General features: G+C 62.6%; 30 protein-coding genes and 1 pseudogene. 9 read left to right on the top strand and 22 right to left on the bottom strand.

Annotated features, from left to right (window positions below; genetic code table 11):
* Positions 1-127: 127 nt before the first annotated feature.
* Positions 128-1093, bottom strand: a complete 966-nt coding sequence (gene ytfQ / locus V1288_RS23540; RefSeq protein WP_334359309.1) for a galactofuranose ABC transporter, galactofuranose-binding protein YtfQ — start codon at positions 1091-1093, stop codon at positions 128-130.
* 318 nt (positions 1094-1411) lie between these two features.
* Here ytfQ and garD point away from each other — a divergent pair.
* Positions 1412-2948 (top strand): annotated as a pseudogene (gene garD / locus V1288_RS23535) (galactarate dehydratase).
* Positions 2949-3007: 59 nt separating this feature from the next.
* Here the strand turns inward: garD and V1288_RS23530 are convergent.
* Entirely contained in the window at positions 3008-3463 is a 456-nt protein-coding gene (locus V1288_RS23530; RefSeq protein WP_334359308.1) for a host attachment family protein, read from the bottom strand.
* Positions 3464-3669: 206 nt separating this feature from the next.
* On the opposite strand from V1288_RS23530, the gene V1288_RS23525 reads away from it, so the two are divergent.
* From V1288_RS23525 to V1288_RS23515, 3 genes are all read left to right on the top strand, one after another.
* Positions 3670-3993 carry a hypothetical protein gene (locus V1288_RS23525; RefSeq protein WP_334359307.1) on the top strand — a complete coding sequence of 108 codons (324 nt, stop codon included), beginning with the start codon at positions 3670-3672 and terminating at the stop codon, positions 3991-3993.
* Positions 3994-4162: 169 nt separating this feature from the next.
* Positions 4163-4594: a CBS domain-containing protein gene (locus V1288_RS23520; protein WP_334359306.1), complete on the top strand. Its 432-nt coding sequence runs from the start codon at positions 4163-4165 to the stop codon at positions 4592-4594.
* Positions 4595-4628: 34 nt separating this feature from the next.
* The gene (locus tag V1288_RS23515; RefSeq protein WP_334359305.1) at positions 4629-5393 is read left to right on the top strand and encodes an SDR family NAD(P)-dependent oxidoreductase; all 765 of its coding nucleotides are present in this window, start codon (positions 4629-4631) and stop codon (positions 5391-5393) included.
* A 271-nt stretch (positions 5394-5664) separates the two neighbouring features.
* Here V1288_RS23515 and V1288_RS23510 read toward each other — a convergent pair whose 3' ends face one another.
* The 6 genes from V1288_RS23510 to V1288_RS23485 form a co-directional block, all read right to left on the bottom strand.
* Positions 5665-5874, bottom strand: coding sequence for a DUF6496 domain-containing protein (locus tag V1288_RS23510; protein WP_334359304.1), 210 nt, complete (start codon positions 5872-5874; stop codon positions 5665-5667).
* 101 nt (positions 5875-5975) lie between these two features.
* Positions 5976-6176, bottom strand: a complete 201-nt coding sequence (locus V1288_RS23505) for a hypothetical protein (RefSeq protein WP_334359303.1) — start codon at positions 6174-6176, stop codon at positions 5976-5978.
* Positions 6177-6245: 69 nt separating this feature from the next.
* Positions 6246-6521 (bottom strand): hypothetical protein, encoded by a 276-nt coding sequence (locus V1288_RS23500; protein WP_334359302.1) that lies wholly within the window; start codon positions 6519-6521, stop codon positions 6246-6248.
* 78 nt (positions 6522-6599) lie between these two features.
* On the bottom strand, positions 6600-6836 hold the full coding sequence (locus V1288_RS23495; protein ID WP_334359301.1) for a hypothetical protein: 237 nt from the start codon (positions 6834-6836) through the stop codon (positions 6600-6602).
* Positions 6837-6925: 89 nt separating this feature from the next.
* Positions 6926-7096 (bottom strand): hypothetical protein, encoded by a 171-nt coding sequence (locus V1288_RS23490; protein WP_334359300.1) that lies wholly within the window; start codon positions 7094-7096, stop codon positions 6926-6928.
* A gap of 32 nt (positions 7097-7128) precedes the next feature.
* Positions 7129-7287, bottom strand: coding sequence for a hypothetical protein (locus V1288_RS23485; RefSeq protein ID WP_334359299.1), 159 nt, complete (start codon positions 7285-7287; stop codon positions 7129-7131).
* A gap of 445 nt (positions 7288-7732) precedes the next feature.
* Between V1288_RS23485 and V1288_RS23480 the strand changes: the two genes are divergently transcribed.
* Entirely contained in the window at positions 7733-7960 is a 228-nt protein-coding gene (locus tag V1288_RS23480; protein WP_334359298.1) for a DUF2188 domain-containing protein, read from the top strand.
* A 197-nt stretch (positions 7961-8157) separates the two neighbouring features.
* Here V1288_RS23480 and V1288_RS23475 read toward each other — a convergent pair whose 3' ends face one another.
* A complete protein-coding gene (locus tag V1288_RS23475) occupies positions 8158-8307 on the bottom strand; it encodes a hypothetical protein (protein WP_334359297.1) in 150 nt (49 codons plus the stop codon).
* A 266-nt stretch (positions 8308-8573) separates the two neighbouring features.
* Here V1288_RS23475 and V1288_RS23470 point away from each other — a divergent pair, with 266 nt between their 5' ends.
* Positions 8574-8801, top strand: a complete 228-nt coding sequence (locus V1288_RS23470; protein ID WP_334359296.1) for a hypothetical protein — start codon at positions 8574-8576, stop codon at positions 8799-8801.
* A gap of 217 nt (positions 8802-9018) precedes the next feature.
* A complete protein-coding gene (locus tag V1288_RS23465; RefSeq protein WP_334359295.1) occupies positions 9019-9231 on the top strand; it encodes a hypothetical protein in 213 nt (70 codons plus the stop codon).
* Between the two features lie 27 nt (positions 9232-9258).
* Here V1288_RS23465 and V1288_RS23460 read toward each other — a convergent pair whose 3' ends face one another.
* From V1288_RS23460 to V1288_RS23400, 13 genes are all read right to left on the bottom strand, one after another.
* Positions 9259-10593, bottom strand: a complete 1335-nt coding sequence (locus V1288_RS23460; RefSeq protein ID WP_334359294.1) for a c-type cytochrome — start codon at positions 10591-10593, stop codon at positions 9259-9261.
* Between the two features lie 12 nt (positions 10594-10605).
* Complete coding sequence (locus tag V1288_RS23455) at positions 10606-10971, bottom strand: DUF971 domain-containing protein (RefSeq protein WP_334361382.1); 366 nt, start codon at positions 10969-10971, stop codon at positions 10606-10608.
* A 39-nt stretch (positions 10972-11010) separates the two neighbouring features.
* Positions 11011-11166, bottom strand: a complete 156-nt coding sequence (locus V1288_RS23450; protein ID WP_334359293.1) for a hypothetical protein — start codon at positions 11164-11166, stop codon at positions 11011-11013.
* A 26-nt stretch (positions 11167-11192) separates the two neighbouring features.
* A complete protein-coding gene (locus V1288_RS23445; RefSeq protein WP_334359292.1) occupies positions 11193-12197 on the bottom strand; it encodes a formate dehydrogenase subunit gamma in 1005 nt (334 codons plus the stop codon).
* Between the two features lie 44 nt (positions 12198-12241).
* Positions 12242-12838: a formate dehydrogenase FDH3 subunit beta gene (fdh3B, locus tag V1288_RS23440; RefSeq protein WP_171578555.1), complete on the bottom strand. Its 597-nt coding sequence runs from the start codon at positions 12836-12838 to the stop codon at positions 12242-12244.
* Between the two features lie 12 nt (positions 12839-12850).
* Entirely contained in the window at positions 12851-15805 is a 2955-nt protein-coding gene (locus tag V1288_RS23435; protein WP_334359291.1) for a formate dehydrogenase subunit alpha, read from the bottom strand.
* A gap of 10 nt (positions 15806-15815) precedes the next feature.
* On the bottom strand, positions 15816-16025 hold the full coding sequence (locus tag V1288_RS23430) for a twin-arginine translocation signal domain-containing protein (protein WP_334359290.1): 210 nt from the start codon (positions 16023-16025) through the stop codon (positions 15816-15818).
* Between the two features lie 28 nt (positions 16026-16053).
* Complete coding sequence (locus tag V1288_RS23425; RefSeq protein WP_334359289.1) at positions 16054-16833, bottom strand: molecular chaperone TorD family protein; 780 nt, start codon at positions 16831-16833, stop codon at positions 16054-16056.
* A 133-nt stretch (positions 16834-16966) separates the two neighbouring features.
* Entirely contained in the window at positions 16967-17632 is a 666-nt protein-coding gene (locus tag V1288_RS23420; protein WP_334359288.1) for a DUF3306 domain-containing protein, read from the bottom strand.
* Positions 17629-18144 carry a DUF3305 domain-containing protein gene (locus V1288_RS23415; protein ID WP_334359287.1) on the bottom strand — a complete coding sequence of 172 codons (516 nt, stop codon included), beginning with the start codon at positions 18142-18144 and terminating at the stop codon, positions 17629-17631. The genes V1288_RS23420 and V1288_RS23415 overlap by 4 nt, the downstream gene beginning before the upstream one ends.
* Positions 18145-18252: 108 nt before the next feature.
* Positions 18253-19275 (bottom strand): DUF6352 family protein, encoded by a 1023-nt coding sequence (locus tag V1288_RS23410; RefSeq protein ID WP_334359286.1) that lies wholly within the window; start codon positions 19273-19275, stop codon positions 18253-18255.
* Positions 19272-19847: a DUF6505 family protein gene (locus V1288_RS23405; RefSeq protein ID WP_334359285.1), complete on the bottom strand. Its 576-nt coding sequence runs from the start codon at positions 19845-19847 to the stop codon at positions 19272-19274. Before V1288_RS23405 ends, V1288_RS23410 begins: the two co-directional genes overlap by 4 nt.
* 7 nt (positions 19848-19854) lie before the next feature.
* Positions 19855-20610 carry a biotin/lipoate--protein ligase family protein gene (locus V1288_RS23400; RefSeq protein WP_334359284.1) on the bottom strand — a complete coding sequence of 252 codons (756 nt, stop codon included), beginning with the start codon at positions 20608-20610 and terminating at the stop codon, positions 19855-19857.
* Positions 20611-20827: 217 nt separating this feature from the next.
* Between V1288_RS23400 and V1288_RS23395 the strand changes: the two genes are divergently transcribed.
* Together V1288_RS23395 and V1288_RS23390 are read left to right on the top strand one after the other, a co-directional pair.
* Positions 20828-22816, top strand: a complete 1989-nt coding sequence (locus V1288_RS23395; RefSeq protein ID WP_442893979.1) for a 4Fe-4S binding protein — start codon at positions 20828-20830, stop codon at positions 22814-22816.
* Between the two features lie 7 nt (positions 22817-22823).
* A complete protein-coding gene (locus V1288_RS23390; RefSeq protein ID WP_334359282.1) occupies positions 22824-23675 on the top strand; it encodes an Mrp/NBP35 family ATP-binding protein in 852 nt (283 codons plus the stop codon).
* Positions 23676-23988: the final 313 nt, after the last annotated feature.

Raw genomic sequence — 23988 nt, 5'->3', positions numbered from 1 at the left:
GGCATCACTCCCACCGACGCTCGCGTCAACGCGAGCGCCCGGCATGTTCGCCGTATGAGGCGGATTCGTCGAGAAGGCTTTTGCCGCCGGGCCCGCTCCGGACTCGGCGGCACGACACAGGCCGGTCTCAGTAGCCGAGGCCCTTCTTGCTGTCGTAGATCTTCTGCGGATCGTCGGCGGCCGTGTAGAGCTTCGATTCCGTCTGGATCCACTTCGGCGGCACCGTTCCCTTCGCCTTGAAGGCCATGATGGCGTCGAGCGCCGGACCTGCCATGTTCGGCGTCAGCTCGACGGTGGCGTTGGCCTCACCAGCCGCAATAGCCTTGAAGATGTCAGGCACCGCGTCGATCGACACCGTCAGGATGTCCTTGCCCGGCTTGAGGCCGGCCTCTTTCATCGCCTGGATCGCACCGACCATCATGTCGTCGTTGTGCGCATAGACCGCGCAGATCGTCTTGCCGCCGCCTTCGGCCTTGATGAAGCTTTCCATCACTTCCTTGCCTTTGGCGCGGGTGAAGTCGCCGGTCTGGCTGCGCACCACCTTGAGGTTGGCGTTCTTGGCGACGACGCTGTCAAAACCCTTCTTGCGGTTGGTTGCGACGCTGGCACCGACCGTGCCCTGCAGCTCGACGACATTGCACGCCTTGCCGCCCACGGTCTTCGCCAGCCATTCGCCGGCGACGGCACCTTCGTGCACACTGTCCGAGGTGACGGCGGTGAGATAAAGCTCCTTGCCCGACGGATCGATGTCGCGGTCGAGCAGCACGACCGGGATCTTGGCTTCCTTGGCCTCCTTCAACACCGCGTCCCAGCCGCTCGACACGACAGGCGCGAGGAAGATGGCGTCGACACCCTGCGCGATGAAGGAACGGATCGCCTTGATCTGGTTCTCCTGCTTCTGCTGTGCGTCGGCGATCTTGAGCGTTACCTTGCGCTTGGTGGCCTCCGATTTGGAGACCGAGGTTTCCGCCGCCCGCCAGCCGGATTCGGATCCGATTTGGGAAAAGCCGACGGTGAGCTCAGCGGCGGTTGCCGGAAGCGAGAGGGTGATGGCGACCAGGGCAGTGGCCGCAAGGAGGGCTTTGGTGGTCATGAGGCGCGTTCTCCCAAAATGTTTGTTCGGGGGTGCCTGCATCCGCAAAAGTGGTATCAAGGCACCTTTGAAGCTGCCTGTTGGCGGCAGCGGGGGGCAATATTTCACGGAAGATCGGCGCTGACTAGTCATATTATTTTACTATTTGGTTCCCACTCAACAAGACCTCGCTCTGCGTAGGACTTGCTCCCCCTGCAAGCTCAGACGCCTATCCGCCGGCTGCTTGCCAGACGCGCTTGAACGCACGCGCGGTTTGACCTTGATTGCCTCGATCAGCCGGCGCAGCTACGCGTTGTCTGCAGTAAACAAGGATTCGACATGCAGTCCCTCACCGCGAAACCGCTCTACATCCGCATGCACGCGGGCGACAACGTCGCGATCGTCGCAAATCGCGGCGGTCTGCACCCGGGCGCCGAATTCGCGTGCGGTCTGCGGCTGGTCGAGCAGATCCCGCAAGGCCACAAGGTAGCGCTTGCCGATATCGGACAGGGCGAAATCATTCGCCGCTACGGCGAAGTCATCGGTCGTGCCGCAGCGCCGATCGCTAAGGGGAGCTGGGTCAAGGAATCGCTGGTGCGGATGCCGGACGCGCCGTCGTTCGATAATCTGCCGCGGCCCAACGGCGGCGCGATCAGGTTGCCGCCGCTGGAAGGCTACACCTTCGAAGGTTTTCGCAATGCCGACGGTTCGGTCGGCACCCGCAAACATCCTCGCGATCTCGACCAGCGTGCAATGCGTCGCTGGTACCGTCGAGTTCGCGCTGGACCGGATTCGCAAGGAATTATTGCCGAAATATCCCCATGTCGACGACGCGGTGGCGATCACGCATGCCTATGGCTGCGGGGTCGCGATCAACGCGCCGGGCGCCGCTGTTCCGATCCGCACACTGCAGAACCTTGCGCGCAATCCCAATTTCGGCGGCGAGGTGATGATCGTTGGCCTCGGCTGCGAGAAGCTTCAGCCCGAACTGTTGCTGCCTGAGGGCTTGAGCGGCGACGACGAAATCATGCGCATGCAGGACGAAGGCCTCACCGGCTTCGGCGAAATCGTCGAGAACATCGTGCAGATGGCCGATGCGCGCCTCAAGATTTTGAACCAGCGCCAGCGTGAAACCTGCCCTGCATCGGCGCTGGTGGTCGGCATGCAATGCGGCGGCAGCGATGCGTTCTCGGGCGTGACCGCCAATCCGGCGCTCGGCTTCGCCGCTGATCTTCTGGTGCGCGCCGGCGCTACCGTAATGTTCTCCGAAGTCACGGAAGTGCGCGACGCCATCCATCTCTTGACGCCGCGCGCGACGAACCAGGACGTTGCGGACGCCCTGGTGCGCGAGATGGCCTGGTATGACCGCTATCTTGCCGGCGGCGAAGCCGACCGCAGCGCCAACACTACGCCGGGCAACAAGAAGGGCGGCCTCTCCAACATCGTCGAGAAGGCGATGGGCTCCGTCATCAAGTCAGGCACCGGCCCGATCGCGGGCGTGCTCGCGCCGGGCGAGCGGGTCAGCCAAAAAGGCCTGATTTTTGCGGCAACGCCAGCCAGCGATTTTGTCTGCGGCACGCTGCAATTGGCCTCGGGCATGACGCTGCATGTCTTCACCACCGGCCGCGGTACGCCCTACGGGCTCGCCGCCGTGCCGGTCATCAAGGTCTCGACGCGCAGCGAATTGAAGCAGCGCTGGCACGATTTGATCGACGTCGACGCCGGCAGCATCGCAACCGGCGAAGCGACGATCGAGGACGTCGGCTGGCAGATTTTCCGTCTCATGCTCGACGTGGCGAGCGGCCGCGAGACTTGGGCCGAGCACTGGAAGCTCACCAACTCGCTGGCCCTGTTCAATCCGGGACCGGTGACATGACAACAGCACGGCGCCCACCGTCGTGAGGCTGCAGGCGCCGTGGTTCAGCCGATGCATAGCTAGGCGGCTATCAGCCTTTCGATCTGCGGTATCGGATGCGATGTCAATTCCTTCGGAATCTCGCCCACGATCCGGTCCGCAACCTCGGCACGAAATGCCTTGCGCAGATTACCGAGAATCTTCGCCGGCGCGATGACGACGAGCTTGTCGAAACGATTGTCGTGGGCATGACGGTAGAGCGCCTCTGCGATCTCTCCGGCGAACCGCTCCTTTGCGATGTGGTGCCAGTCGGCCTCCTCTACCGCGCTTCGCGCCGTACCGATGCTTGAAACCGAGCGTCCCGGACGATCGGTGCCCTGCTCGCGTGTTGCCGGATTATCCTGCTCCAGAATATGCTCGACTTCGAGCTTGACTTGCCGCGCGGTGCCCTTGTTGCGCAGAAAGAGCGCCTTCTGGCCATCGCCGATCAGAACGAGTGCATTGTGGGAGATGACGGGGGTCGGTCCATTAGTCATTATTTTGATGCCTCCATGCGGGCCAACGCATGAATAGCGGCGTGGTTGCCTCTGCGACGATGACGGCTGGTCGCACCGCGATCGGCACCTCAACCGCCTTCTCCCGCGCACGGATGGAACTCCGGCCTCATCGCCTTCCCGCGCCGGAACCAAAGCCAGCGCGATGCTTTGAGCCCGAGGGCAGTATCCGAAATGCGGAGGAACTTATGAAAAAGATCGCCATCGGCCTGCTGGCCGGCGCGGGCGCACTCCTGACCGGCAGCGCAAATGCGTCTGACGTCTACACCAACAGCGAATATACCAACTCCGACCTGATACAGCAGGTTCGCATGGTCTGTGACGACAACGGACGCTGCTATCGCACCCGCGGCGGCAGCCGCGTGATCGTGCGCGACTCATACAACTATGCGCCACGCGAGCGATACATCGAGCATCGACGCTACCGCGACTGGGATGAGCCGCGAGCCGGCGTCGGCATCCGCGCACCCGGCGTAAGCGTGGGCGTCGGCGTCGACAACGATCGTTGGTAGGACAATCACAGGAAAGACTTCCACAGGGAAGACTTCCACAGGAGAGACTTCGGCTCAGTCCGAAGTCTCTCCGCCCGCGTCGGGAATATTTCATTTTCCTTTCGGGAACGGCGCGCGGCGGTGCCTGTTAGCGGGTGAAGCAACGGACAAAGCAAGAGGAGAGGCTCCTATGAAAGTTTCCGATGCGATGACACCTGAGGTGCAGCTCTGCACTCCCGATGACACGTTAAAGGACGCCGCGCAGGCGATGGCAGCGCTTGGGGTCGGGTTGCTGCCGGTGACCGACAATGACCGCCTGGTCGGCATGATCTCCGACCGCGATATCGCGATCCGCGGGATCGGCATGGGCCGAGGCCCAGAGGGACGGGTCGGCGACGTGATGACGGCCGACGTCAAGTATTGCTACGAAGATCAGGATCTTGACGAGGTGAGCGCGAACATGGGCGACATCCAGGTCCGCCGCCTCCCGGTGCTCAATCGCAACAAGCAGCTCGTCGGCATCATTGCGCTGGGCGACATCGCGCTGGTGCAGGGCGGCAACGGCACGGGCGCGGCGTTAAGCGCAATTTCGCGGCCCGGCGGGCAGCACGCACAGGTTTGATCTGTGCAATGCCCCTGTTGTGAAATGAGCGAGCATGAAGCGCTTTGAGGGCAAGGTCGTCATCGTGACCGGGGCGGCCTCCGGCATTGGCGAAGCCACCGCGCGGCGTTTTTCGTCCGAAGGCGCATGCGTCGCGCTGGTGGATCGCAACGAAATGCCGCTGGCCACCGTCGCGAAGGATCTGCCGGCACAGTTCACCCTGTCTCACCTCGCCGACGTCTCGGACAGCGAAGCCGTCGACGCCATGGTGACGACTGTGGTGAAGCGCTTTGGGCGGCTGGACGTCCTGGTCAATAATGCCGGCGTCTATGAGGGAGGCGACCCGGCTGAAATCACCAACGAGCAGTGGCGCAAGGTGATGGCGACCGATCTCGACGGCGTCTTCTTCGGTTGCCGCGCGGCCCTCCTCCACCTTGAGAAGACGGCAGGCTCGATCGTCAATACGGCCTCGGTATCCGGCACCGGCGGCGACTGGGCAACCAGTCCCTACAACGCCGCCAAGGGCGCCGTCGTCAACCTGACGCGGTCGCTGGCGCTGGATTTAGGGAAGAAGGGCGTTCGGGTAAATTCGGTCTGTCCCAGCCTGACCCGGACCGGCATGACGGCCGATATGATGCAGGACGAGGAACTGCTCGCGAAGTTCCGGGAGCGTATTCCGCTCGGGCGGGTTTGCGAGCCGCATGAAGTCGCCGCCGTCATTGCATTTCTCGCCAGCGAAGACGCAAGCTTCGTCACCGGCGCAAACTTGGCCGTGGATGGCGGTGTCTCGGCCTCCAACGGTCAGCCGCCGCTGGCCTAGCGGTACCTTCCTTCGCTTTTTTCATGAGGTCACAGGAACCTCGTTCAGCCGCTCGCCGTTCTAATGCTCATCATGCGGACAGGGGTACGCCGACGGAGCGGTGAAGACCGATGGCACCCAAACGCACGTTCCCTCGAAGCCGCAAAATCTCCCCGTCCCGAAATTCCGAGCGCTATCGATACCGCGCGCTCGATGATTTCGGGGATGAATTACTTGACGACTGGATGGTGGCCTATCCAGGCGCCGATCTAGCCCGCTCGGACTGAGCTCTTCAGGACTTCTTCCTCGAATGCTTCTTTGGCACCTTGGCGCCCCTCTTCCGGGCTTCGGACAGGCCGATCGCGATCGCCTGCTTTCTGCTCTTGACCTCCTTGCCGGATCGACCGCTTTTCAGCGTGCCTGACTTGCGCTTCTTCATGGCGCGGCCGACCTTCTTCGCCGCACCCTTTGAATATTTGCGCTTCTTTACTTTCTTCGCCATCTTGCTGATCCTCAATATTCAACAGTTCGCACGGGCGCCGCTCTGCCGGCGTTCCCGCGCGCTTCGTGTCAGGCGGGCTGCCAACAAGGCCGCGGCGCCTTCTAATGCTTTCCGACCGTCTTCCCCGCCGCCAACGCCTCCACGGTTCGCTCGGTGCCATCCAAAAATATCGGCAAGCGCAATTGCCTGGTGAGCAGCACGGTCTTGCGTTCGAGATCATAGGGAAGGATGACGGCCGAGTTGCCGTTATCGTAAATCTCGCGTCGAAGCTGACAGGCGGGCGCCTCACACCGAGACGGCATCGCCGTGTCGTCGTGCGCGTAACAGACGAATGCCGCTGCTCCTGCAAGCAAGCGGCATTCGCCGAGCACTTAACGACCGCCCGGTTGCGGGCCGGCATTGTTGTTGGTGCCGGGTCCGACATTGCCCATGCTGGAAGGACTGCTACTGGACTTCGTTTTGCCTGTAGCCGCCCCCGTCGTCGTTCCCTTTTTCATGTTCGTGTGCTTGGTCGTGCTCTTGGTCGCGCCTTGGCTTTGGCCGACCTTTTGTTCGCTTGACGCACCCGGGGCCGGCTGAGCTTGTGCGAGCACGCTCCCGGTCGACAGCAACAGAGCACATGCACAAGCCAGGATAGTTTTCTTCATGGGGGAACTCCTTTGATTGAAGCGATTCTTCAACCGGCGCTCGCGCAAAGAGTTCCCGCGCAAGCAAATGAACGGCCATCATGCCGAGGCGAGTACTGGATGTTGTGACTGCTGCCGCCTGAATTGCTGATAGGCCGCGATTGCCTTGTTAGCCAGCATCAACCGCCGCCGCTCGCCGCGGCGCACCATCAACTCTATCGTGTCGCTGAGAAAGCGGCCGGCCACCATCGCATCGCCCAATTCCCCCGTGCGCGCGAGATAGTCCCAGGCGATTTCAATCGAACTCTCTATCAGCAGGGGAAGCGGTTCCGTCATGTCTACGTCCAACCATTTTTGGGAGAACGTCCGGCGGCAATCTCTGTTCCTGAGTTGGCCTGCCGGCAAAGGGCGACCTCGCCGGGGCCTCACGGCCCGCCTGCAACGGCGCCCGCAATTACCATCGCCAGATCGTCCAAATCGATCTTGCCCTTCACGATGAGATCTTCGGAGTCGTCGATACTAAGCGAATGCGGATCATTCGCCGCCTGCCTCTTCAGCTCGGCGACAATCGCTTCCTTCAGTTTCTCTTCAAGCATCCGCGATATCTCCATCCATCGCGCCGCGGCGGCTAATGCGTATTGGCCTCATGCCATTTTTCCAGATCGGGCTTTGACGGGCCCGGCCGTTGCTCCTTCTCCGGATTTCCCTTCCACGGCTTGTCGGTCTGCTTGTGCGATCCCCAGTCCGTCCGGTCACGCGGGTCGTCGGTGGGCTTCTCTTTGCTCATTGGACACCTCCAGAACTGGAAGCGAACAGCATGTAATTTGGTTCCTGATGAATCTGTGAACTCAGGGTTCCAACGTCTGGAACCGAACAGACAGAGTATGATGTTCCCTCCTAGTCTTTTTTAATGGACAAGAAGAGATTCGAGGAACGTCCCCAGCAGGACTTGCATATGGAAGCGCTCGTAGCGCTTGAGCAAGCACGAGCGATGCCCCACGGTCCTGCGCGAAGCGAGGCGCTAAAGCGCGCAGGTATCCTTCAGAACGCTGCTAATATGCGGGGATTGCTATTCGCCAAACGCGGACGTCCACCGAAAACCTGATCGAACAGGTCGTTGCAGCACGGCGGCGCGTAGCCGCATGCGAGCGCCCGCCGCCTTACCCTGGTGCACCCATCGGAACCGGCAAACATATTTCAACGTTGCTCTTGCTGACAGCACGGAGGCAACGATGGGATTGGCGGAATACATGATCGTTTCCAAGCCGGACGGCTGGACGGTCCTCCACGACGGCACCGCGCAGCACGATTACGACACAAAGGAAGCGGCTTTCGAGGCGGCCGTCGCGGCTGCGTCGCTGGCGATCCGTCAGGGCCATGAGGTTCATGTCAGCGTCCCCGGTCGCGACGCCGGCAGCAAGACCGCGCTTGGCGCCAAGGCTTCCCAAAGCGTGCCGTGATACGCGCGCGCCGCGAAGCTACAATCTGCGGGCTGAAATCGACCCGGCGCGATCCGACCGCAGACTCCGTCGCGCGCGGCTCACGTCGCCATTGCCGTTTTCGGATTGCGGTTTCAGGATTGAATTTGTTCATGCACCCGCTTCAAGGAGCTACCGGGTGCTAATTGTCGAACAGGGTATCGGATTTTTTCGGCGCCTTAGCCCTGGTTCTGTCTATACCGTTCACGAACGATTTCACCTCCTGCCCGCGTCGCCGCCTTGTTGCGATAATGATAGCTCTGGGTGCCATAGATGAGCGCGGTAAGAAGCACCAGCGCTCCGAGGAAATACACGGCTTCGAGTCCCATCGCATTCTCCCATACCCATTTGGTATGCCTGACTATGCCTTTATTTCGTCGCGACCATCCGCTGGTAAAGTCGGCGATTGCCTCACATCCGCAAAATGGCTCGTGGATGCGGTAACTATGTTCGTCTGGAATCAATCGGGCATGGCACCTGCGGTTCCACTCGGTGCTTCAATTTGGCTGCTCTGCTGCCGAACCGAGGGGGAACCCTTGTTCGCCAATTCGCGTTTTTCGAGCGTGCCGATCAATGAACGTCGGAGAGAATTTTCATGGGCGACTTCAGGGACACCCAGCACGGCGTCAACGATCCCGTTGACGGCGTCGACGTGAAGCGAAGATTCAACGACAACCAGACGCCACACGAACGCGCCCAGTCCGCGGCAGACGTCCGCTCCAGCGCCATTCCCGCGTCGGACGAGGAGTTTCTGCCGGAAGCGCTGAGGCGCCGGCCGACGGGCCCGATCAATCCACGGACCGGTCGCCATCCCACCTCATAAGCAGAATCACGCAACTCAATCGACTATCGGGGAGCGAGCGCTGGGGTTTCAATTCAACATTAAGTAGACGCGCACCTCGTTGGTGCGCCCTCATGGAACCTGACCACATTGCCAAAAACAAGATCGTGATAGGTGACGCAGGCCACATTCACGCGTGACCGTTGGCCGTAATGCGGTGGTGCAAGCCACACTGCATTTCGAACTAACGGAGTTCTCCATGAAGCGTCTGCTGATTTCCGGATTCGTGGCAGTTGCCCTGCTCGCTGTCGCAACCACGATGCGCTCGTACTCAATTTCCCATGAACGTTCTACCGTAACCACTGGCGTGGCGTTGTCGAACAGATCACCTGCCGCCGCGGGCGTAACCAGGCTTCCGACCGAGGAGTTCGAGGATATGTCGCTGGTCTTCTCGAAGCCCGTGAAACAGTGACGCAGCCGGAATAATCGCCGCACCGCTCTATTGCTTGGTCGCATGCTCGAGGAACTGCACCAGCGCGGCGCGGTCCTGTTCCGAACCGATGCGCTGCTCCGGCATCTTGGTGCCGGGCGTGTAGGCCTGCGGTCCGAGTTCGAACAGTTTGGAAACCGTCTCTGGCGTCCACACGATATCGAGCCGCTTGAGCGCCTCGGAAAAATTGTAGCCCGGTGCAGTGGCGATGCGTCGGCCGAAGATGCCGGCGAGCGTCGGGCCTGCGCGATTGGCCTGGTCGGCGCCAAGCGTATGACAGGCGACGCAGGCTCGAAAGATTTCCGCGCCGCGATATCCGCTAAAGGCTGCGAGCGGATCTCCCGCCGTTTCCACCAGAAGCGGATCGACCGGCTCGCCCGTCGCCGCGTTCCAGCGCCGGATGATGTTATCAGCGCCGCCCGTGAGCAGCGTGCGGCTGTCGGGTGAGAACACCACCGACCAGACCGGCAGCCCCGGACCGACCAGCGTGCGCGCAAGCGCGCGCGTCTTGCGGTCGATCACCGCGACCGCGCCACCAATGCCGGCGGCGGCAACCAGCGCACCGTCAGGCGAAATCGCAATCGAGATCACCGGCCTTGGCCCTGCCGCGACCTCGCCGGTACGCGCGCCGCCTGCGGTCAGGAAATAAACCTTGCCGTCCGCGCCGCCGACCGCGATTTCACCATCGGCGCCGGCGGCCACGGCGTTGAGCGGGGTCGGCATCGCAACGACGGTCGGCGTTTGCATTCCCGACAGCGGCCAGATGCGAACGCTGAGGTCGTAGCTGACGCTGACAAGAGCGCGGCCATCGGCGGTAAACGCCACGCCGTTGACGTTCTGCGTATGCCCATCGAGCACGCGCTGTGCACCGCCTGCGAGCGGCCAGAGCCGCACCGTGTGATCCCACGAGGCCGATGCAAGCGTTGCACCGTCCGGCGATGCCGCCAGCGCGACGATCGGCGCCGCGTGGCCTTCGAACACCGTGTCGGGCTCTGCCTTGCCCAAAGTCCAGATGGCAATGCGGCCATCGGCGCCGGCGGTCGCGGCGCGCCCCGCGCCGAGCAGCGCGACCGCGTTGACGGCGTCGGCATGGAACCGAAGCACCTGCTCAGCCGCATTGCGCGTCAGCGACCACCGGATGGCCGTCGAATCAAAGCTGCCGGAGATAGCGCTTTGACCGTCGGCCGAGATCGCCAGCGCCCGCACCGGCCCGCCATGCCCGCGCAGTTGCGCGGAGGCGGCCGTCGTGCCGATCGGCAGCGCGATCAAGGCGACCGCAAGCACCAGAAGCGTCGATCGGCCTCCGTTGCGACGCGGCGCTTCCACCAGAGCCCTGCGTGCCATTCCCATCCGCCCTCAGCGCACGCCCGGCCTGTCGCGGTCGAGCCCCTTGGCCTGAAGGTCGTCGAGGTAGTCCTGAAAGCGCCGCTCGGCATTCTCGCCGAGATCGCGCAGGAACGCCCAGGAGTAGATGCCGGTCGAGTGCATGTCGTCGAACCCTATCCTGACGGCATAATTGCCGACAGGATCGACGGAAAGAATGGTCACATTACGTTTGCCGCCGACCGTCTTGCGCTCGGCTTCGGAATGCCCCTGCACCTCGGCGGACGGGCTGGTCACGCGGAGCAATTCCGCGGAGAGATCGAAAACCTTGCCGTCGTCAAAGGCGACCCGCACTGTCCGGCGGTCCTTGGCAAGGCGGATTTCGATCGGCCACGCCATAGATATGTTCGGTGCGCTCACAAGGCGCTCCAGCCTCGATCAGCCCGGACCGACAAGATTGCGGCCAGGGTCGCCTACTCTGGTGCTGCCGGTGGCGAAGGCCTCATAGCTCGGCCGCTGAACGGAATTCAGCACGATCGACATTCCGGCCGCGACGATCGCCGCAAATACCACGGCCGCAACAAAGACTTTCATGGCACTCCCTCAAATATCGGGCCGGCTCATTCGGCCGCCACGGGTCGCGGCGTGCCGCCCGAGGCCGCGCCAGCCTTTGCCTGCTCCTCTTCGGCCCAGAGCGAGTGATGCTCCTTGGCCCAATTGACATCGACCGTGCCGCTGCCCATCGCCTCGAAGGCTCCTTCCATGCCGATGGTGCCGATGTAGATGTGCGCCAACATCACCGCCACGAACAGCACCGCCACGATCGAGTGGATGATCTGCGCCCACTGCATTCCCTCGATCCCGGACAGGTAGAACGGGAACATCAGCAGATAACCAGTTACCGCAACGGCACTGCCGCCGATGATGACGATCCAGTAGATTGCCTTCTGCCCAGCATTAAAACGCTGGGCCGGCGGATGATCGTGGCCGACGATGCCGCCGCCTCGCTTGATCCAATCGACATCCACCTTGTTCGGGATGTTACCGGCGATCCAGATCAGGAAGATCAATACCACTCCGATGGTGAACGGAAAGCTCAGATAAATGTGCGCATACTTCGCCCATTGCGACCACTCGGAAAACGCTTCGAAGCCAACAAGGGGCAGGAGCAGCGGACGGCCGAAGGTGATGTTGAGTCCCGAGATGGCCAGAACGATGAAACAGGCCGCGGTCACCCAGTGCACGAAGCGCTCGAACGCCGTGAAGCGCACGATGGTGCGACCCGAGCGACCGCTCTCGAGCCGGACCATGCCGCGGCTGAGATAGAAGATCACGAGCACAGCTAGCATGCCGAGGATTGAGATCCCACCGATCCAGCGCAGCGTAACGTTCCTGAATTCACGCCAGTCGCGGCCTGCCGGCTGTACGAGCACGCTGGAACGCTGGTCGGGAATGCTGACGCGCCCCTGGATCCGGTCCAGTTCCTGCAGAAGCTGCTGCTCCCTGACCGAACTCGCGGTCGGATTCACCTGCTGGGCAGTTGATGGCGCCGGCAGCGCAGTGACTAGCAGAAGAAAGGCCCACGCACCGATAGTCAGGCGGATGAATCTTGCAAACGACGCCATAGGCTCCTCCCCGATATGTTGCGCGACCGCAGCCGTTGCCGGCATCAGGATTCGATCGTCTCGCGATAGGCGGTCTTCCAGCCCCACGCCCCGGAGCCGTAGCCGCGCTTCATCACGCGTTCTTTGTAAATTTGGGCGATGATTTCGCCGTCGCCGGCGAGCAAGGACTTGGTCGAGCACATTTCGGCGCATAGCGGCAGCTTGCCCTCGGCAAGACGGTTCGCGCCATACTTCTCGTACTCCTCCCTGCTGCCGTCGGCCTCGGGACCGCCGGCACAGAAGGTGCATTTGTCCATCTTGCCGCGCGAGCCGAAATTGCCGACCTTCGGATATTGCGGCGCACCGAACGGACAGGCGTAGAAGCAGTAGCCGCAGCCGATGCAGAGATCCTTGGAGTGAAGCACGACGCCGTCGGCCGTGGTGTAGAAGCAATTGACCGGACAAACCGCCGCGCAGGGCGCGTCGGTGCAATGCATGCAGGCCATCGAGACCGAACGCTCACCCGGCTTGCCATCGTTGATGGTGACGACGCGGCGCCGGTTGATGCCCCAGGGCACCTCGTGCTCGTTCTTGCAGGCAGTGACGCAGGCATTGCATTCGATGCAACGGTCGGCGTCGCAGAGAAATTTCATACGTGCCATGGTCGTTGCTCCTTATGCCGCCGCGATCTGGCAGAGAGTAACTTTGGGCTCCTGCATGCCGGTCGCGGGATCATAGCCGTAAGTGGTTATCGTATTCGCGCTTTCGCCGAGAACGATCGGATCGGTGCCCTTCGGGTAGGCGTCACGAAGGTCCTTGCCTGCGAACCAGCCGCCGAAGTGGAAGGGCATCCAGGCGACACCCTTGCCGATCCGCTCGGTAACCAGCGCCTTCATCTTGGCCTTGGAATTGCTCTCGGCGCCTGTGACCCAGACCCAGCCGCCATCCTTGATGCCGCGTTCGGCGGCATCGGCCGGGCTGATCTCGATGAACATGTCCTGCTGCAGTTCTGCGAGCCATGGGTTGGTTCGGGTCTCCTCGCCGCCGCCCTCATATTCGACAAGGCGGCCCGAGGAGAGGATGAGCGGAAACTGCTTGGCGATCCCCTTCTCCACCGCCGCCTTCTGCACGGAGAAACCGATGTTGGGCACACGGAACTGCTTGGCGTCCGGCCGCGTCGGATACCTCCCCACCAGATCCACGCGCGGAGTGTAGATCGGCTCGCGGTGCACCGGGATTGGATCCGGCAAGCCGAAAGCATTCATGCGCGCCTTGCCATTGCCGTAGGGAACACACCCGTGCTTGAGAGCCACACGCTGGATTCCGCCTGACAGATCGAGCGACCACGACACCGCGTCGGGATTGGCGGGATTGACCTTGTTGATGACTGCCATCTCGGCCTCGGTCAGCTCCGTATCCCAGCCGAGTTTCTTGAGGCTCGCCAAGGTGAACTCCGGATAGCCATCACGGATTCCGGAATCCTTGGAGTAGGAGCCATCCGCCAGCAGACTAACCTTTCGCGTCGAGCCGTCGGGAAGCTTATCCTCGCGTTCGACGCCGAAACGCGGCCGGAACGTGCCGCCGCCGTCCATCACCGCGAGATTAGTGTTGTAGAGCAGCGGCGTGCCCGGATGCTTGACTTCCGGAGATCCCCAGCACGGCCAGGGCAGTCCGTAATAGTCGCCGCCGACTTCAGGATCGTCCTTGGGCGCCCGCATCGTCAGCATATCGAACTTCGCCTGGTTCTTCATATGCGCCTTGAGCCGCTCGGGCGATTGCCCGCAATAGCCGGTCGACCAGCTTCCGCGATTCATCTCGCGCAACACATCTTCGGCTTCCGGAAGATTATTCTCGACCTTGATGTTCTTGAACATCTTGTCGGCAAATCCGAGCTTCTGCGCCATCCTGTAGATGACCTCAAGATCATCCTTCGATTCGAAGATCGGCTTGACGATCTGTTCGCCCCACTGCAGCGAGCGGTTCGAGGCAACGCGCGAACCCTTGCACTCGAATTGCGTGGCAACCGGGAGAATGTAGACGCCATCCTTGCGTCCCGCCTCCACGGAGAGCGAGGCCCAGGTGGTCGGATGCGGGTCGGCTATGACGAGCAACTCGAGCGCCTTCAGGCCGTTGAGGGATTCAGGAATTCGCGTGATGCTGTTGCTGGCATGTCCCTGCACGAACACCGCCCGCACATTGTCTTTCTGCGCGACTTGATCTTTCGGCAGCGTCACCGCGTCAAACCAACGGGTGAGCGGGATGCCGGGGGTTTCCATGATCTGCTTGGAGTCGAAGCGCGACTTCAAGAACTCATAATCGACTTCCCAAACCCGCGACCAATGCTTCCAGGCACCTTCGACGAGGCCGTAATAGAACGGCAACGTGACGATATCGAGCCCGACGTCGGTTGCTCCCTGCACGTTGTCATGGCCACGGAAGATGTTGGCGCCGGCGCCGGCCTTGCCGACATTGCCGGTCATCAACAGGGCGATGCAACTCGCCCGCACGTTGGCGGTGCCGACGGTCTTCTGGGTCTGGCCCATGGCCCAGATCAGCGTTGCCGGCTTCTCCGTCGCAAACATCTTGGCGACGCGCTTGAGCTGTTCGCCAGGAACGCCGCTGACGCGCTCGACCTCTTCCGGATTCCACTTCTCCACTTCCTCGCGGAGCTCGTCGAAACCGTAGACGCGCTGCTTGATGAACTCCTTGTCCTCCCAGCCGTTCTTGAGGATGTGCCACATCATGCCGTAGAGTATCGGGATGTCGGTGCCCGGCCGCATGCGCACATATTCGGTCGCGTGAGCCGCGGTTCGCGTCATGCGTGGGTCGATGACGATAAAGTTGGCCTTTTGAAGCTCCTTGCCCTCGAGCAGATGCTGCATCGCTATCGGATGCGCCTCGGCCGGATTGCCGCCCATAATGACCTGGGTTTTCGCATTGCGGATGTCATTGAAGCTGTTGGTCATCGCGCCGTAGCCCCAGGTGTTGGCCACGCCGGTGACGGTCGTCGAATGGCAGATACGTGCTTGGTGATCGGTATTGTTGGTGCCCCAGAACGCGCCGAGCTTGCGGAACAGATAGGCGCCCTCATTCGTCATCTTGGCCGATCCCAGCCAGTAGACGGAATCGGGGCCCGACTTTTCACGAATGGCCGTCAGCTTGTCGCCAATCTCGTTGACGGCCGTCTCCCACGAGACGCGCGTCCACTGCCCGTTGACGAGTTTCATCGGATAGCGAAGCCGCCGCTCGCTGTGGACCAGCTCGCGCACCGATGCGCCCTTGGCACAATGCGATCCCCGATTGATGGGGGAATCCCAACTCGGCTCCTGGCCGATCCAGACCCCGTTGAGCACTTCCGCGGTCACAGTGCATCCGACCGCACAATGCGTACAGATGCTCTTGCGGACGGCCGCCCCTGAGGCAAGCGGACCGGCCATGGCGGCTTCCGCCTTGCGGACGCTGGCGACCGGCAGCGTGCTCAGCGCAGCCAGCGCGCCGCCGGCAAGACCGGAGCGGCGCAGGAAAGTGCGGCGATCGAGACCGCCGCCGCCGCCCTGCCCCAACAAGCCCTGCGCAGCTGATCCGCGACGGCCGGATTCGGAACGTTGTTCTGTTCTTCTGATCAGCACGGTCGCCTCCTCAAGCAGGATAACGATTGACGCGGTAAAACGTCTTCACGTGATCGGTTTCCTTGTAGCGCGCCTTGCGCTTTTCATCGTTGTTCTCGCTGTCGGCATGTGCGGGCGCGATCAATGGTGTCGCCAGCGTCGCACCGGCGCTAGCCGCGCCCGCGCCGACCTTGCGCAGGAAATCGCGGCGACCAACTGTCGTTTTCTTCTCGTCCCTCATCGCATCTCTCCCGGACCAGCGCCCCTGGTCAGTTGGCGAAGGCAAAAGCTTCAGCTTCGATTTTCATAAACACTTGGCCGAGCGTCCCCACCGATTTGTAAAACTTGGCGCTCGTTGCCCGCTCCATGTCGGCGAACATGCGCCCCATCCACGAGACGATGTGCTTCTCGAAGAATACGCGCTGGCTTTCTTCCGATGCTGGGAAGCGGCCAGCCGCAAATCCAGCCATGATCTCGCACAACGTGCCCGCATGATCTTCGGGTTCGAAATTGTTCTCGACGCGCTCGATGCCGAGTGCGGTGAGGTCGTCGCGGAGGCGGGAAAGCGGGCGTTCGTTGAGAAAGCCGGTTAGATAGTAGGAGGCATAGGGCAACAGTTCGCCACGCCCGAGACCGACGAACAGATCGAAATATTCGCGCTCGACACCGGTGGTCACGACCTCCGACGCGGCCTCGGCCAAGGCGGCATGGGCGCGACCAAGCGGCGTTACGTCGCCGCGCAAGCGCGCGATCTCTCCAAGCAAAGCGTTGGACGGCGGACACAAAAGCAACGTGGCAAGCAGTGCGTATTCCCGTGCGCGAGCGGCATCAACGGGATCGACATCATTATCCGGCACAGCGGCCTCGCTATAAAGATCGGGACCAAGTTGTTGACGCGGCACGCCGGTCGCGGCTTCCACCGTGATCGCGCTTCCGGCAGGCACACTGTTCCAGCTTGAGACCCAAGGCTGCGCAATGCCGATTTTGCGGGCAGGCCGAGGAACGCCGCCTGCCGAATCAATGGCACGATCTAGGCCCGCATCACGCATGTGGACCTCCCATCCCAGGTGCCAAGCGCTTGATATTGCTTTGTAGAACGAACTCTATAGAACGACTCTAAACCCGGGTTCCAGAGTGGTCAATCGATTGGTATAGCCTGAAGCTATAGCATTTCGTCGGAAGCTAGCGCGGCAGTGCGCCGCCATGTGTGCGGCGCCGAACGGAAGGCTCCTCGCTGTCGCCTCTCTCTGAGATTGACGGTTGCGGCGCAGCAGAATTCGGCGCCGGTTCGACTGGCATGGACTCATCCGTTATGCACGGCGCGGCAATTGCTTCCGCTCGATTCGGCTCTTGCGCGGGATCGCGCCCGGAAGAAGCCAGCCGCCCGACTTCCTTGACCTCTTCGAGTCGGTCCGGGAGCGCCTCGGCAGCTTCCCTGACACCTCCGACGATCCGATCGACGAGCCCACGAAGCTCCGCCTCTGAACAGTCGAGCGGGCCGAATCCTGGCATCGCATTCGGATCGTTGAAATCCCAGGCGTTCTCGGCAAGGCCGATAAAATCCCGTATGGCAGGATCGGCGGTCCAGGCGCGACGAAGCGCCGCACGGCTCAATTCCTGTGGAATGCCTTTGCGCAGGAAAGCCGTGATGTCCGTGCCGGCATCGATCGAATCGATTGGCGGCAAGCTCGACAGATCGACCTCCGGCGCTTCCGGGTCTTCAACCGTATTCGAGGGAGGGGCCGGGCTGGGCGCCTGCGTCGGCTCGACCGGCTGCACGGCATCATTGCCGGCCCTCGTCTCCCGCTTTAGGCGAGACCAGCGCGCAAGGAATTCCTCGTCGCTCATTCGTGCCCGCCTTCCTGATGACGCCGCGCGAGCGCTTCCGGATCTGCACGACCCAGCTTTCGCTTGACGAATTCCCGTTCGATGTGGTGCTCGCCAATGAACTTTTCAATCGTCTCGCGAAACACTTCAGGCATCGGCACCGCTTCGACAAGATTGACGCCTGCTATGGTGAAGGCCTCTCCTTCCGCGGGATCGGCGGTGACCGCCGAAACTGCGTAGGGCCAGGCCCCCTCTGAAGGGCTCAACACGACCCAGATGCTGGGCGAGCGGGACGCAAGATTATCTCGATAGCGCTCCGTTTCGGAACGGTAAAGATCGACGGTGGCGCTGCCGGCATAGTAGATCGCCGTCTCATCCTGCTCGCGCAGAAGCGTCCACGACTTCATCTCAGGTTCATCCGGCAACACGCCGATGCCGCGCCAGACGAAATCAACCCATGGGGAATCGGCCTTGTGGCGTTCGACCACGACCCCTACCGGAATGCGCAACAAGGGTGTCGCGGAGGGGCTCAACTTGAAGGCTCCAGATGCTTGATCAGCAGGTACTTGATCAGCGATCCCACACCGATTTCATGGGACCATTCGGTCATTGCCATGTTCGATCCTCCATTTGGTGACCGCTCATGTGACATTCGCGGCCGCCGCGAGCGGCAACCCCGCGACCAGATTTTGCGGCTTCAACCTCACCACCTTGTCCGCGCCCATTGCAAGGATGAGGTAGACCGGCTTGTCGCCGACCCGCTCATCCACCAGCCGGGTATCTTCGAAGCTCAGGCGCATCAGGGCCACGATGCGCTCGGCAACGTCGCCCTCCAGCGGCTCGCCGCGCCACAGCGCATTGCCGATCCGCGTCGCCTCGCTGTCGAGGCCTATGAACCAGCGCCAGTCGCGATCCTCGATTGAGGCGATGGTTTCGACGCTGACGGTAACGCCGAGCAAATGAGCGATCCACCGCTCGATGACCCGGCACAGTCCGGCGCGCGCCTTGGCGTTGCCGCCGAGATTCATGACCATCGCGTGCGCGTCCGATCGCGACCAGTAGGTCCAGGCGTTTTCATCGTCCATCACGTCCATCTCGCCAAAGGACTTCGGCTGCTGCAGCATCGCCGTGAGCGGCGACAAGTGCACGTCGTGCTGGGCATGCTGCTCCGCCTCGATCACTTCAGCATCGGCCAGCAGCAGCGTGCCATCGTGGACGGCCGCCAGTTGGCTGCGATAGAACAGCTCCGCTGCGCGCAATATATAAGGGTCGTCGCAGCCTTCGAGGGCGTTGCGCAGAATCAGGTGGCACAATTGCGACAGAAAGATCGGCGGCAGGTCGCCGGCCCCTTTGCGGGCCAGCGCGACATAGACCGCCTCGAGCGAGGGCGCCGCCATCAGCCGGTCGCGGAAATTCATCATGAAGGACCAGTTTTCGCGCGCGTCGGCATCGGCCAGCCGGGCGATGTCCGCGCCCGATACCGGACGCAGCGGATCGGTCATCAGGCTCGCATGCAGATCGCGCTCGGCGTCGCAGGCATCGGCCGGCGGCATCAATTCGGGCCGTGCCAGATAGGCCATGATGAGTTCAGGCGTCGCGACCAGCCCGCCGTGGTCGGCGCGGCGCGTGAGGTGATGGCCCGAGGCGACCCAGAATTCTCTCATGTACGATCCGTCGTCTTGCGGTCGGCCCTGATCAGCCCGCGAAGATCGACCTCTTCTTGAGGTTCAACATCGCCTTCGACTTCATGGAAGGTAAAGGCGCTGGCATGGGCGTGCAACCGGTCGGCATCTGCGGCAACCGGGCGCGGCTTGAGGGTCCGAAAGCGTTCGCGGATCCCGCCGTTTTCAACGCTGCGCTGCACGGCAAGCAGCGTCTGCGGCGGGTGCTCGCACAGTGACGCTGCGAACGCGATCTCCTCCCCGGCCGCCAGACGCGCGGCCTCCGCATCGGGCGCCCCGAATTTCTCCCTCAACTGCCCTGCGAGCCGCTCGATCATCTTCTCTCGCTCCGCTTCCGTCGCTTCGGTGACGATGGCAAGGGTCGACCATCCGAGACTATCGATGCCGAGAAAGCCGGAACGCAGCGCCACGCGCTGCTTCTGGCCAAGCGTCGCGGGATCCCGGTTCCAGAACACGAACGCGCCGGAAACCGCCCATTCCCCGGGTTCCGCCGCCCGCTCGAAAACAAAGGTATCGGACGGGTCCAGCCTGATGGTTCGCGGAAACTTCAACATGTCCGCCTCATCCGAATTTCGGACCGCGCGCCTGCGGATCATACCAAGTGGCGCGTCCAAGCGCATCCACCAGACGGCTCCGCTCCGGCGCTCCGCTGCCGGCAGGCTGGCCGACCAGAAGATCGCCGTTGACATCGATGCCGCGACGCTCTCCGGCCTTGCGGTTGGGAAGCCGCTCCAGATAGTCCCGCGCGATCGCCTCGAAGCCGCGCTCCTTCCAGCGATCGAACGCGGTCATGAGGTGACGGCTGAAGCTCTCGATGATCGCATCGGTATCGACCATTTCGAAGCCTTCGCTTAGCAGGGACACGCCCGAGGCCGCCTGTACCTCCGGGACATGCGCCATGGGAGCCGCGCGCAGGATCGCGCCAAAGACGAGCCATGCCGGTATGTCGTCTTCGGTGCATTCGGCCGGCCAGCCGAGCCGCCCGCCGCCAAGCAGCCCCGCGTCGAACCTGATGGCGTCAGGCCAGTCGAACGTGACCTCCCGCTCCGGCGGACAATGGGCGGCAATCGCGTCTGCCAGCGCATTCATGCCGGCAAAGAAGGCCCGGCGCGCCGAGCGGAGCGGTTCGTCGGGTTCAAGTATTACCGCGAACTCGACCAGATCGTAGCGGCGCACCCAGACGAGTGTGCCGGCGCCCGCCTCCGCCGCGATATCGCAGCCGTGGGCGAATGCATCGCCGAGCTCGCGCAACGCGACCAAAGTATAACCGGGGGGCAGATCGAGCGTCTGTTCCGTATCCCCGAGACGAGCGATCACGAAGAACTATTCCCTCATTGCTTCATGGCCTGTGGGTGTATGCTATCCTGCGCAAGCCGGCGGCGCGAGCGGCCTTTGTATCTTGCAGATATCCGCCCGAGCGGTTACCGCAGAACCGTGGGATGAAGCAACCGCCCCCGCTTGGTCCATAGATTTAAGGTATTTCAAAATGAGTGCGGCGCCGCCTCGCCTCCTGATTTGTAGTTGCGAGAAGACCATGCCGCTCGATGCGGCAGCGATCGATCGTGGCTGCACGGCCAAGGTCACGCAGGCAAATCAGCTTTGCGGCCTCGACCTCGACCGTTTCAAGGAGGCACTCGCCGAAGGCTCGCCGATCACGGTCGCCTGCACGCAGGAAGCGGCGCTGTTTCGGGAAGTTGCGGAGAATTCGCCGCAGGCCGAGCTTACCTTCGTGAACATCCGCGAGACCGGCGGCTGGTCGAAGGATGCCGCGGCAGCCGGCCCCAAGGCAGCAGCACTGATTGCCGCAGCGGGCGAAGAGATGCCGCCGATCTCGCTGGTGACGCTTGAGAGCAGCGGCGTCGCGCTGATCTACGGCCGCGATGAGATCGCGATCGAGGCGGCGCAGCGACTAGCCGATCGCCTCGACATTACCGTGCTCCTGACCAGGCCCGGCGACGTGGCCCCGCGCCGCACCAACGAATTTCCCGTGCTCAAGGGCACGATCCGCAATGCAAGCGGACATCTCGGCCAGTTCCAGCTTGCAATCGACGATTACGCGCTGCCGTCCCCCTCCTCGCGCGCGAAGCTCGTATTCGGGCCTTCGCGCAATGGCGCCATTTCCACCTGCGATCTGATCCTCGATCTCTCGGGCGGCACGCCGCTGTTTCCCGCGCATGAATTGCGCCCCGGCTATCTGCGCGCCGATCCGCGCGACCGCGCCGCCGTCGAGCGCGCGATTGCGGATGCCGGCGGGCTCGTCGGCACCTTCGACAAGCCGCGCTTTGTCAATTTCGAGGCATCGCTGTGCGCGCATTCGCGCTCGTCCATCACCGGATGCACGCGCTGTCTCGACCTGTGTCCGACCGGCGCGATCGCGCCGAACGGGAACGCAGTTGCGATCGATGCCAACGTCTGCGCCGGCTGCGGTTCCTGCGCGTCCGTATGCCCGACCGGCGCTGCGTCCTATGCGCTGCCGAGCGCGGACGCCCTGATGCGCCGGCTGCGGACGCTGCTGCAGACCTACCACAAGGCCGGCGGAAGCGACGCGGTAGTCTTGTTTCACGACGGCGAGCACGGCGAGGAAATCATCGATGCGCTGGCGCGGTTCGGCGAAGGCTTGCCGGCCAATGTGCTGCCTCTGCGCGTCAACGAGGTGACGCAGCTCGGACCGGAACTCCTCGCGTCCGTCTTTGCCTATGGCGGCAGCGGCGTCGCGCTGCTCACGCGTGCGAAACCCCGCCACGACATTACGGCACTCCGCCGTGCGGTCGAAACGTCGGACCGGATCGTTACCGCGCTGGGCTTCGGCACCGGCATCATTCAGATCATCGAGACCGACGATCCGGACCAGTTGCGCGCGATGCTGGATGCCGCTCCCCACGGCGTCGCGACATCAAAGCCGGCCGGCTTTGTGCCGCGAGGAGCGAAACGCGGCGTGCTCGAAACGATTTTTCGCGAGCTTCATCTCGTTGCTCCCGCGCCGGTCGATGTCGTTCCGCTGGCGCCTGACGCACCCTTCGGCACCGTGAAGCTTGATGTCGACGGCTGCACGCTGTGCCATGCCTGCGTCACCGCCTGCCCGACCGGAGCGCTGTCCGATAATCCCGATCGCGCGATGCTGCGGTTTACCGAAAGCCTCTGCGTGCAGTGCGGGCTTTGCGAATCCACCTGCCCCGAGAAAGTCATCACCATCGAGCCGCGTCTCGACTTCCAGGCCTGGAACACGCCGCAGCGCGTGCTGAAGGAGGAAGAGCCGTTCAATTGCATCGCCTGCGGCAAACCGTTCGGCACCAAGAGCTCGATCGACCGCGTGCTCGCAAAACTCGGCGAAAAACACTGGATGTTCCAGGGCGCCAATGCCAGGCGGCTCGACGTCATCAAGATGTGCGCCGATTGCCGCGTCGAAGCGGTGGTCAACGAGAGTTTCGATCCGCATGCGGCGCCACAACGCCCGCCCGTCATGTCGACGGAAGATTATTTGCGCGCGCGCAATGTGAAGAAGGACGATCCGCTTGGATCGTAGGCAATCCGTGTCCGCCACCCCTCCAGATCTCAAGGCCCGCGCGACCTCAAGAGCCGCCGGCATTCCCGGCGTCAAGCATGTCATTGCGGTTGCCTCCGGCAAGGGCGGCGTCGGCAAATCCACCACCTCCTGCAACCTCGCGCTGGGCTTCGCCGCACTCGGACTGAAGACCGGCATTCTCGACGCTGACATCTACGGTCCGTCGCAACAAAAACTATTCGGGCTGCGCGGTAGGCCGCGACAGCTCGGCCCGCGCATGCTGGCGCCGATGGAGCGTTTTGGCGTCAAGGTGATGTCGATCGGCTTTCTGATCGAGGAAGACAGCGCCATGATCTGGCGCGGTCCGATGGTGATCTCGGCGATCACGCAGATGCTCCGCGAGGTCGCATGGGACGATCTCGATATTCTCGTCGTCGATCTGCCGCCCGGCACCGGCGACGCACAGCTCACGATGGCGCAACAAGCGCCGCTGGCCGGCGCGATCATCGTCTCGACGCCGCAGGACATCGCCCTGATTGATGCGCGGCGCGGCATCGCGATGTTTCAGAAGGTCAGCATTCCGATCCTGGGCTTGATCGAAAACATGTCGAGCTTCTGCTGCCCGACCTGCAATCACGTCACGCCGATCTTCGGCCATGGCGGCGCGCGGACGGAAGCCGAAAGCCGCGGTATTCCCTATCTCGGCGAAATTCCGCTCGATATGCAGATCCGAGAGACCTCCGACGATGGCCGTCCGATCGTCGCGATCGAGCCCGACGGCGTCCATGCGAAGCACTATATCGGCATGGCACGCGAGATCTGGACCGCGATCGTCACCGGCGCGGCGCACCGGCCGCCGCCGCGTATCGTCATCGAGTAGCCGGGGCCCGGCGGCTCACGGGCTCATCAAGACCGGACTGATCCGTTCTGCTTCGCCGACAAGACCAAGCGCCCGCAGTTCATCTCGGTGCAGATCGACGGTTAGAATCGACAGCACCAGGAAAAGAACAGCGACAATGTAAAGGAGAAGCGGCGAGGCCGATCTATTGGTCGCATCGCGTTGCGCAGCCGTCCGCCCTCGGGAATAGATCCGGAATGGAGCCAACAGAGCCCGCAAAGCTGAGAGCATTCGGACCGTTCTTCGTTGCATCGCGCCCTGAGCCTAGATCGGCTCTTGGCCAATGTCGAGAAAT

It is taken from the genome of Bradyrhizobium sp. AZCC 2176 (genome assembly GCF_036924645.1).
GTDB lineage: Bacteria > Pseudomonadota > Alphaproteobacteria > Rhizobiales > Xanthobacteraceae > Bradyrhizobium.
The sequence above is the reverse complement of the archived record's forward strand: the minus strand, read 5'-3'. Positions and strand labels throughout refer to the sequence as shown.